We start from the raw sequence: 10,946 nt of genomic DNA on the forward strand, positions 1-10,946 counted from the left end.
GAGTACTACTTAAAAGTATGATGGAGAATTTACCACTAAAACGGACAGTGAATCTTGCCCAAGTAGAAATTAAAAAGTTATGTAGATAAACTACCATTGCTCACAGACGGCGTAAAAAGTACGTTGAAATATTATCTAAGCTATCAAGTACTTATGCGGACATTGGACATTATGGTAGACTTTACTGGTACAGCAGAGGATGGTCTTTCCAATGCTCTGCAATCAGTTGTGTACCGGCATGGTTAAGTGATGCGGCAGTAAGAGCAATGGTATTCTTGCTGCTGTAAAACATCAATACTTAAGGGGGGCTAACCGTGTACATTCTCTCAATGATCATACTTATAATTACAGGTTTGGTGTCCGTAATAGATATTTTATTTGGGATAAAAGAATCGGGTGAAGGCATTAGAATATTTGTCAACGTTTCACAAGCCCTGTTTTTCTTATCAATACTATTCTTTATAATTAAAATGCCTACCCGAAAGAAGTGAGTGTCAAAAAGGAAAACTGTTAATCAGGTCTCCTTTTTTTTCTGTGCGTTAACATACAAATTCCTGGCTTAGCTTGGGTACCTTCCGATACTTCAATCCTAATTCAGCGGCTAAAACACTAATTGCTTCATTCTTTACTTTCGAAAATATACAACCTCTCTGACGAAGATCGTTTCTCCATTGGATAACTGAGCAGAAGGTCCTTTTTCGTTAGATTAGCCTCATTCTCCGCTTCATAGATAGCGATTCTCTTTGTTTGCGAGTTCTCCTACGGGATCCCGTGTACATCTCCAAATACTAAAAATAGACGAAATCGTATATAATAAAGTTCGAATTAGTTTATTACCTTTGTTTTGGAGGAATGTAAGATGTCTATCGTAGAAGATATGCGTAACAAGATTAGCAATCTTGAAGGTACCATTGAAGAATATAAACGGATTAGTGAAAAGCTACCCACTGAGATCAACTATATTGTACAAAACTTGTTGAATCACCAGTTAAATGATCTACGTTTCAGACTCGAGCGATTTACCTTCTTAAAAACGGAGAAGCAGTGTACAGAGTGCAATAATTGGATTAAAGAGTCTGAGGAACCGGTCCAGTTAAACTATCAATATAACAAAACCCGGCCTATTCATATGACCCTGTGCACAAATTGTATGTCAGCAATCGACAAGGTTATGGTCACCAATGAAGCGGAGCCCAAGTGGGGATTACGTCCAGGAACCATTAAACAAGATCGCCATCTAGGAAAGTTAAAAGTGTTTGAAGAGATGGGTTTAATAAAAAGCACGGGGAGGTACATCAAAATTCATGAGATTGTTATGCGTGCTTACTATGAACCCAAATTATTAGAGCGTGGACGAAAGAGTAAAAAACGTGCCAACAAAGATGTTCAAGATACGAATACGGTGCAAGAAGTAGAGCGCGAAAATAGCTGACTTACTAAATAAGAAATAGAACTCAATCCTATAGGGCAGCTCATAGCAGCCCTATAGGAATTGTTACACCATTCCACTAACTGACTGTTAGCGGAATTAAGAAGCCGATATGGTTGTTCGGCAGCGTGATTGTTTTTGTTAAGCTGTCGTTTCCCGATAGCTCAATGAAGAACGAACCTAGCGAGTTAGTCTTTTGGGATGTTCTCAAGTGTTTTACTTCGTTTGCATCCGTCCCTGCTCAATTATACCCACCCAAAACTTGCCACTTTCATCAAACAACGGGTTAAGCTTTACACCTACTCCCCCTCTGTTTAAACTGGAGTGAAGGACATCCCCGAGGTGTCAGGTCATTGACACTGGGAATAACCTTTTTCACACTAATAACCGCTCGTTATTATACTTCTATTAAGGTTATATCACATTTTTTTGGAATTTGATGCAGTCTACAATTCATCTCTCCGATCAATATCCATCCGTTCAGCCACTTCCGGCTCATCTTCTGTATACCAGGCCAAACGTAATCTTTTGCCATCTTCATCGATGAGAAATTCAAGCTCCGTTGCTGTCTGTTCTTCAAAATAACGTGTTGTTGTTAATGGCAGCAACGATAAAACCATCCCATTACTCAGCTTCATATACAGCTTATCCCGTTCTATATATATTTCTACTTCATGGGAATCTCCCGTATCGTTGGTAAACCTGTACTTCCCAAGCTGGGCCTCAACGTTTTTCGACTCTAGCGGAATAATTTTCTTAATCTCCAGGGGGCTCGGTACATCGTATGCTTCTCCGGCCATAATCTGTTCGATACTCTTCACCAATTGTTGCGTGTAAGCATGATCGCGCTCACCATTTTGCAACATGATCAGCGTGAAATCTCGATCTATATATCGTTTGAACCATGTAGAGTATCCCGGCCAACCTCCTGTGTGGTGCACGATGCTCCCCAACCGATCGTCATGCTCAACCAGCCACCCCATCCCATAGTGGAAGATCTCACCATTATTCATCGACACTGGCGCAAACATCTGCTGACGAAGCGTTGAACTGACGAACTCATCATCATACAAAGCCCGATCCAGTCGTAATAAATCACCGACTGTACTGTTAACCATCCCGTCCCCTTGTAAGCCATCTAAATATCTTACATAATTCAGTTCAGGTACGTCATCAGGCAGTACATATCCGCCATGTCCAATTCGATACACGTATCCCCAGGCGTAGTCTTCTGGTACAAGGCCTGGCTCCACCCGCCGATTATACACTTTCGTTCGCGCCATCCCGAGCGGCTGAAAGATCTGCTCATTCAAAAAGTCCCCATAACGCTGACCGCTAATTCTCTCGATCAGGATGGCCAACACAATATAGCCCGTATTGCTATACATCCAGCTCTCGTTGGGGGCAAAAAGTGGATCGGGCTGATGCTCAATCAGCATATGCAACACATCCTCATTACGAGCATAATGTGCAGGATCCCACAAGTTTGCAAATAACTCCATGTAATCAGGCAAACCCGAGGTATGGCTTAACAAATGCCGTATCGTGATCCCTGGGTATGGGAGTTCGGGTATCCAGTTAGCGATGGGATCATCCCAGTGCAATTTCGCCAGTTGATGCAAACGGACAATACCTAGACCCGTAATTGGTTTGGATACAGAGGCCAGTTCAAACATGGAGTCCGTCGTCAAATGGCGTGAGCTACCGACATTGTATTCCGCTGTCCCTATCGCTTCACATAACAATTTTTCCCCTTGAACAGCTACAAGAACCACGCCGTTGAAACTCCCCTGCTGTTTGACTTCTTCGAATAATGCGTGGATTTGTTGTTCCATCTTTTTTTTCACTCTGTTTCACCTCAGACTGTAATAATTTTGCGTTTTTCAGATAAAACGCACCGAAAAATTTCCATTATGCCATTGAACAACCGTCAGATGTACATTCATTGCTTTTAAGTTTCAGTTTCCCTTGTTCAATCAACCTATATTTAGAAAAATAATGTTCCATTGCTTTTTCCAGCCAGATGCTTTCCCTTTCATTGAATGGCATCTCTACTAAATGATCAAGTTCGTTATAATGTTCCTCATCCAGCTTTCTGAAATTGTCAATTGCCTTCTGGTCAATATAAGTCATAACCCAGCCCACATATCCACCAATCACGGTCTCGGCTTCATGGGAATCACTCGGACCTTCTGATAACCGTTTGACATCTCGAAAGAAACGTATCGTTTCAGCGTCCATTTTCTTTACTGCCTCCGCTGACCGATCAAACAGAGTTTGTTCCGTAAACTCGGATAAATGGTTCCCCACCCACTCGCGTTGTAAATCTTCCAGATTCATATTGCGTATCAGACTAAAAAGCAGTGAATGTTCCAAGTGACCCTCAGCCTGAACGATTGCAGTCATACGACCTATCAGTTCAAGAGATTCTTCTATCCTACCAAGCTTTACTTTGAGTTCCTGCTGTTGCATTTTTAACATCTCAACCAGAGTTTGATCATATTTAGCGAGTTTGAGTAGTTCATCGATTTGGGTTAGAGTAAAGCCAAGCGACTTCAAAGTTAATATTTTTTGTAGCTCCACCATGTCCTCGGTCTTATATACTCGATGCCCGCTTTCCTGTCTTTGAGGTTTTAAAAGCCCCCTTTCTTCATAATAATGCAGTGTTCTTACCGGGATGCCCGTCAGTTTAGAAAATTCACCAATGAAATACGTTTCCTTCATTTGACTGCCTCCGTTCATCCTCATTGTAATACCTACAGGTACTGTAGACGCAAGATTTAACGAACAAAACATTCGAGGCACAGGTTCATCGTTAAATGATTTAGCTGGAAACGAAATGGTTGGTAGATAACTAGGTTAAGCTTCCTAAGTTTTTATACTTCCTAACAACGGTGCACCCAGGCATGAATCCAGCTAGCAAGTGTCCATTAATTACAACATGCTTTAGTATCGTTAAACTAGTATTACTTCCATGCCGGTAATTGTAATCCCTTTTATCCGACTGCGAAAACGTTACCGCAACATGTTCCTTACATACCGAGTTTGCGCACTCGTGGTTTCTTGCCAAAGTTAAGCTGACAATTCCTTTGTGGAGTGGTTCTTGAAAGTAAATAGTTGTGCCTGAATAGTTGTATCATTCATGTACTGTTCTAAGGTTGTTGTAGTAAAGGTGACTTAGACAAACCAAAGAAAGAAATACAAGAAATAAACGAATTCGTTTATTTCTTGTATTTGAAGGGGAATTAAATGTCCAATGTAGGAGATATGTGGCAAAAGAGTAGAGGAATTGAGAGAACTGTTGAGAAATATAAGAACCTATTAAAAAAACAAGAGTCAACTAGTCTATCAAACCGCTTTATAATATTTCTTCATAAAAGACGTAGACCTCCTGGCCCACGTTTTGTTAAATGATGAAATCTAAGAATACAGGGGTGTTCAACAATCCGGACTTCGTCTAATTCCTCATCTTGACCTTTGACTGTATGCTTGGCTGCATGAATATGATTCTTGTCCTCATCCACCACAAGCTGCTGACAAACTCCACGGAATGACTGTTTATGCTTCGGGCTTGGTCCATGCTTGATCACACCTGCAGGTCTCATTTCGTCTGAGACATCGGGGCCGCATCAAGCCATCCGAATTCAGCTATTTGTATCCAGTAATGAATACATCAGCGTAAGACCAGTTGAGCACCTTCTGCCATTCTTTGAACCTCAGCTGATGTACGGACTGTCCTTACGATTACCAGCTACCCCCTCTATCCCCCTCGGTTCTATCGGGGTGTACCGGTCCTCTCCTGTGCTTTCGATATGCGGTACAATCCTAAAACTTGGTGTAGGCAATAGGAGATGGTGTAGGACAGCCGTTCGATCCATGAGTGGCAAATTATTGTAGGTTCTGACCTATGTACTGCCGGATATCGAATTTAGCGAACGTGATCGGTAGTGTCGTGGTGAGCTGTTGGACCTTTGAAGTTGCCGCGTACTAAGCCGGCTCATTCCAGCTTCAAAGTCATGTAAGTCCGTCCTTTTGTTCTTGCATTCACGAACCCTCACCGACTTAAGCGAACGTAGTGAGCGGCCGCGATGCGGTTAATCGGTGCAGGGTTTGTCCGCCTGGCTCAGCTTCTCTGAAATCCCTCGGGCGGACCGAGGGCCGTAAGGCCCGAAGCGTGAATGCGGTGTTATCAGATGTTGGAGCCCTATTCAAGTTCGCTAAAAAACTATATTTTTTCAGGTTCTATAGGTTCTATCACTTTGAATAAGAATGACCTGTCATTTATGTATTCTGTAATATAGGCCAGAGCATATTTTTGTTCCTCGATTAAACTAGGTATTTCTCTAGTATCAGACGAGTGATGACAATAGTTTTCAATCATAAACATGATGAAAAAACATTCTAGGTCGCGAATGTAATCCTTGCCAAGTTTGACTACGCTCTCATATCCTTGAATAAGTAACCATCGATGTTTAGGATAAAGCTCCAACAATGCAGCTGCCATATCATACAAATAGTATCCAAACCCGCATCTTCCAAAATCAATTGGGTATGGGAGTCCGTTGTTGAATACAACGTTTCCGGAATGCAAATCCGCATGAATTAGACCGTAATTTCGAACATCTCGTTGCATGCTGGCCAATTGATCAATGATCTTATCTATGGCTTTTTGATATAGCTTCCATGATCCGCCCGATAGAAATCGTGGATAATAACGCTCTAATTTGGTTATTTCTTCCCTGAAACTAGAAATCCCCCAATGAGGTCGAACAAAATTATGTGATGCATCTAAACTTGCTGAAGTTTCATGCATTTTCCCAATCATAACCCCAATGCTGAACACATGACTATCTGTGAACTCTCCACTCCAACGCTCTCCCTCGACCCATTTCATTATTGTGACACAAGGTTTCCGATACCCATCCTCTGTTTCACATTCCAAAACATAAGAGCCATTGCAACTCATAATCCCTTCAGGTACTAAGTCACCTATTTTCCTTAATTCATTAAGAAAAATAAGTTCAGAAATGATCTCTTCTTTGTTTACTCTTTCTGAATGAATGCGAAGTAAATAATTACCCGTTGTATTGGTCTCTATTTTGTATGTAATGGTACCTGACAATTGAATAAAACGAATACAATTCCATTCAATTTCATACTGTCGAATTGCCCATAGAGCAACATTTCTTGCTCGTGAGAGCAAACTTTGTCTTGTTTCGTCTGTATCAAAGTGGAAAAAAGGTTTCAAGACTTCACCTTCCCTGTCTTTAATATTCTCGCCCCCAATTTCTGATAACATCTTATTCGCGAACTTCGTAAACAATTCCATATGTAGGGTATTCGCGTTGTTTGTCCATAAACATACTCATCGTAATGCTTTCCCTTGGTAAAAATCATTTCTCTGAGTATCCCTTCTTGGACAAATCCAAGATGCTCCTGCCAAGCACGTGACCCATCATTGAAGGAATACACATATGCGTTTACCTTACAATAACGTAATTCCTCAAAGTAATAACGGAGCAATATCCTTATAGCCTCGGAAGCATACCCTTTTCGCCAATGTTTACGAAATAGAGCTACCCCGTATTTAAAGGTGCCATTACGTGTATCACAACTGCTTGCGGTGATACTGCCAACGAGAGTTCCATCGAGTGTTTCAATTGCAAGAAATACATTATCACCTTTTGATGCATTGGAGACTGTGCGTTCCGCCCAATCCTTTGTCCCATCCTCGGACCTCGGAAAATAAATAGAATCGGATAGTCTTGCACCTTCCGAATCTTGATCATTTTCATGGAATTCCTTCCAATCTGATGTTATCACAGGGCGCAATCTAACTATTCTGCCTGTCCAAATGTTTGTAGCCATTCTTTTCTCACCCTTATCACCAAATTGCACCACTCACTCTCAGAGGAAATCTACTTAATTAAACTCCCGTTAGCGAAATAGCGGCTTTGTTGCTGTAATCGTCCAGCAACGAGCTTGTGTAGTACAAAAGCACCTTATCAGGTAAATTGATAAGCTCCAGCCCAAGCACCAACAATACATCCGACTCATGCAAGATTATTAAAGCGGAAAATAAGTTTATGTCCATCGAAGGTTTCCCCGAATTCCTCCATGTAATTGCCATTCGTATATTTAGAAACCGTTTTTCTCCAAAACCTTTGTCCAACAACGTTTTTGGCTGAAGGGTTAGTAAACAGCTCCCAATTCCCTCTGAATTGTTGAAACACCATAGTTGCCGCCAGTTCAGCAATCCCTTGACCTCTTAACGATTGGATTAAAAAGAAATCATTTACAAAATAATCAATTCCTTTATTACAGTACGGAGGGGTCGCTACTCGAATAAACCCCGCTGGTATCCCATTTGCCGAAATTAAATAGGGAAATAGGATGCCAGGCGGCTTCTCCCACCAAATATTTTGAACCTCATACTGCTCACTTAATGTTCTGCAGTCGTCATTCTCCTCATAGATTCCATGTGCATTTGGAAGTCTGTCATAATGGCCGGATAGGTCATATAGGTACAACGGTAGCAGGTTTTTAATCACATATGCATTATTTTTGTCCGTTAATTGTACGTCAACTTTCATTGCACTTCTCCTTTAATTGGGTATGGATTTTCTCGAAATTTTACGCAACATATTGTGATATCGCAATAGAAATATTCTTATAGCTAAACAATACTGCCGGTTTGCATAATAAAAGGGAGCAGCTGCTAACTGGCAAGTTGCTCCGTGCTATGTAGTTCAACGAATATCGGATAACCTTGTTTATTACAAAACCTATGAATAAGGAACAACCTCTCTAATTACTCACTTTTTCAGAACTCGTGCTGAAGCGAAAGACTAGCATTTCTCCAACATCAGGATGATGACCAAGTTCTTCGGAGTATTTCCCGTTGATACATGTGTTAAGTGTTCTACGCCAGAAACGTTTCGCACGTTCGTTTCGTTCGGTGGGATTTGTTTGCACTTCCCATTGCCCTGGCATCTTTCCAATAATCTGTCGCACCGCTTCTTTTCCAACACCCTTTCCTCGATAATTACGTAATAGAAAGAACTCATTCATGTAATAATCGATATAGTGAGGACATGGTATGAAAGGGGAAGTAGCCACAAAAGCAAGCCCCGCAGGTATATCATCCACTGTGATAAGATAAGGGAATAATACGTTCGGGTGTTCCCACCAAATATCAAACACGACGCGATTCTGTTCAATCAAAGTTCGGGTATCATCATTCTCAAACACCCCATAACGATTGGTCTTGCGTTCCCATACTTCAGACAAATCATGCAGATAAAGAGGATAAATATTATTGATAATGAACTTCTCCCCCATACCGCATAGTCTAGCGGTAACATTTAACTTATTTACTTCATGATTAATGCAATCCATTTTGCAACTCCTCCGATTCCGATACTCAATCAACGATATCACTGATACCATAATTCTTGTCTAGCATCAGTATAAGGTGAATATCGCATCCTTTATAGGCAGAGTATTTATCTATTCATTTTTTACATAAAAAAAGCCCGTGTTGGTTTTATCCAACATGAGCCTTTTGTTATGCCTGCGTTTTATAAACAATCTTCTTAATGCTGTCATGGGATAGACAGTAGGAACTCGCGAGTTGATCCACATTCATACCCTGCCTGAAAAGCTTCCGAATTTCTGCATTTCGGTTCAAAAGAAATTCATGTTGCCCTGAATCATGTCCCCACTTTTTTCTACATCCTTTGGGTACGGGGATATATAAAGTCTTGCCTTGTATATAATTTTGTATTTCACGAAGTAAATTTTCTGGTAAAACCTCACTTGCTGAAACATATTTCATTAGCTTCGCCCCTTCATCTAATATCGATGGTAAGTTGCAAAGCCTACATGAGGAACGGTTTCTTGCCGTTAATTCCTTGTTATACGGTACGAATAATAAGCTCCATGCAAACAACCGCGTTAATGTCATATAGACTTTGCATGGAGCAAGTCTCGAAACTTTGCATCGGTAAATTTTCACAAAGCATAGATTCACTAACACACTTCATATCGATATCCCTCTCTCTGATGATATTTACTTAATTATTTCTTCATCACCATGATGAATTCCTTCTGAAGAAAGGATTAAACCATTAAACTAAACTGCCCGTTAGTTGAACATCACATTCCCCCTTCTGAGAAGTAGAGTATTCAACTATTTCTTGAGAAAAGTAGCCATCATTATTAAGCGGTTCTTATAAGGACATATTTGAACCTATATATGCCGTTTACCTATAGTTGTAAGTCTTTTATTGTGAAAGTGGCTTAGATACACTAAAGAAATGCAATAAATATACTAATTGATTTATAACCTTAAACGATTTAGTTTATTTATTGCATTTGGAGAAAGATATGATGTCCATTGTAGGAGATATTCATAAGAGGGGGGTCTTTTAATCTACAAATATCGGGGTTCCCCCGACAATCCGAACTTTGTCCAATATCTTGACCTTGGGCTGTATTCTTGAATGCAGTAAGTGAATCTGTCCTCATCCATGCGAGCAGCAGACAAGCTCCACGAAATGCCAGCCTACACTTCGGGTTTGGTCTGTTCTTAATCACCCCTGCAAGGTTTCATTTTCTCTAATGCATTGGGTCTATTGAGTCGCATACCTATCCCAAGCATCTACTTGAGATCATCATTGCTGATGGTGGTTTCTCAGATGGAATAAAGAGCAGGTAGAAGCCTTCCAATACAGAAAACAGTACCTAGAATACCGCGGAGAGCAAAAGGCCGGAATAGCCGAGTGGCTCGGATTGTACGTGATATGGAACAGAGAGCTGAATTATTGAAGAATTACACAAAAGCTACTGACATAGCTCTTTTGACGAGGGATGGAACCGCGGAGGGCATCTACTATTGACATAAAGCTTGTTAGCAGCAATAGGCTTGTGCATTGTAACATCTTGATCCCTAACGCGCCTTAGTCCGTGTGCTCAGCACAGTTTAAGGCGCGTTAGGGCACATATGTATAGAGCAAGTATGTAAATTGATTATCAGCTAACAGGTCTATAGCTACATAATAAAGTAAGTTAAGGCTAAAAGAATTTCCAAGTATGCCACTTAAATTATCCACGTATTTCTCCATGAACTATATGCTACGCTACTATCAGACCAATTTGTTGATTTTCCTTATTTGTACGAAAAACGCAGACCTCGCGGCCTACGTTCTTTTTATAAAATGAAATCTAAAAACACGGGGGTTCTCAACAACCCGGACTTTGTCCAATTCCTCATTTTGACCTTGGCCTGTAACCTTGGCTGTAAGTAAACATGATTCTTGTCCTCTTCCACCACGAGCTGCTGACAAACTCCACGGAATGCCTGTTTATGCTTCGGGGTCGGTCCATGCTCAATCACACCTGCAGGTCTTAATTTCCCTGATGCATCAGGAGCTGCAACAAGCCACCGGGAATATATAATGTTTATCTCCTAAAATAAATGTGATATATTAGATGCTGTCTAAATATTTTAAATATC

9 protein-coding genes are annotated in these 10,946 nt (G+C 40.8%); 1 reads left to right on the forward strand and 8 read right to left on the reverse strand.

Annotation, left to right across the window (positions count from 1 at the left end; translation table 11 throughout):
• Positions 1-859: 859 nt before the first annotated feature.
• Complete coding sequence (locus AB3N00_RS25070; RefSeq protein ID WP_413036999.1) at positions 860-1,432, forward strand: hypothetical protein; 573 nt, start codon at positions 860-862, stop codon at positions 1,430-1,432.
• 443 nt (positions 1,433-1,875) lie between these two features.
• Here AB3N00_RS25070 and AB3N00_RS25075 read toward each other — a convergent pair whose 3' ends face one another.
• From AB3N00_RS25075 to AB3N00_RS25110, 8 genes are all read right to left on the reverse strand, one after another.
• Complete coding sequence (locus tag AB3N00_RS25075) at positions 1,876-3,276, reverse strand: serine hydrolase (protein WP_413037000.1); 1,401 nt, start codon at positions 3,274-3,276, stop codon at positions 1,876-1,878.
• Between the two features lie 64 nt (positions 3,277-3,340).
• On the reverse strand, positions 3,341-4,153 hold the full coding sequence (locus AB3N00_RS25080; protein WP_413037001.1) for a MerR family transcriptional regulator: 813 nt from the start codon (positions 4,151-4,153) through the stop codon (positions 3,341-3,343).
• Positions 4,154-5,654: 1,501 nt separating this feature from the next.
• Positions 5,655-6,728, reverse strand: a complete 1,074-nt coding sequence (locus tag AB3N00_RS25085; protein ID WP_413037002.1) for a phosphotransferase enzyme family protein — start codon at positions 6,726-6,728, stop codon at positions 5,655-5,657.
• Positions 6,674-7,297, reverse strand: a complete 624-nt coding sequence (locus AB3N00_RS25090; RefSeq protein WP_413037003.1) for a GNAT family N-acetyltransferase — start codon at positions 7,295-7,297, stop codon at positions 6,674-6,676. Before AB3N00_RS25090 ends, AB3N00_RS25085 begins: the two co-directional genes overlap by 55 nt.
• 185 nt (positions 7,298-7,482) lie before the next feature.
• Positions 7,483-8,022, reverse strand: coding sequence for a GNAT family N-acetyltransferase (locus AB3N00_RS25095; RefSeq protein ID WP_110821544.1), 540 nt, complete (start codon positions 8,020-8,022; stop codon positions 7,483-7,485).
• Between the two features lie 214 nt (positions 8,023-8,236).
• Entirely contained in the window at positions 8,237-8,827 is a 591-nt protein-coding gene (locus tag AB3N00_RS25100) for a GNAT family N-acetyltransferase (RefSeq protein WP_413037004.1), read from the reverse strand.
• Positions 8,828-8,996: 169 nt separating this feature from the next.
• On the reverse strand, positions 8,997-9,266 hold the full coding sequence (locus AB3N00_RS25105; RefSeq protein ID WP_413037005.1) for a CD3324 family protein: 270 nt from the start codon (positions 9,264-9,266) through the stop codon (positions 8,997-8,999).
• 1,374 nt (positions 9,267-10,640) lie between these two features.
• Entirely contained in the window at positions 10,641-10,895 is a 255-nt protein-coding gene (locus AB3N00_RS25110) for a hypothetical protein (RefSeq protein WP_413037013.1), read from the reverse strand.
• Positions 10,896-10,946 lie beyond the last annotated feature (51 nt).

This window comes from Paenibacillus xylanilyticus (genome assembly GCF_047246825.1).
GTDB lineage: Bacteria > Bacillota > Bacilli > Paenibacillales > Paenibacillaceae > Paenibacillus > Paenibacillus xylanilyticus_B.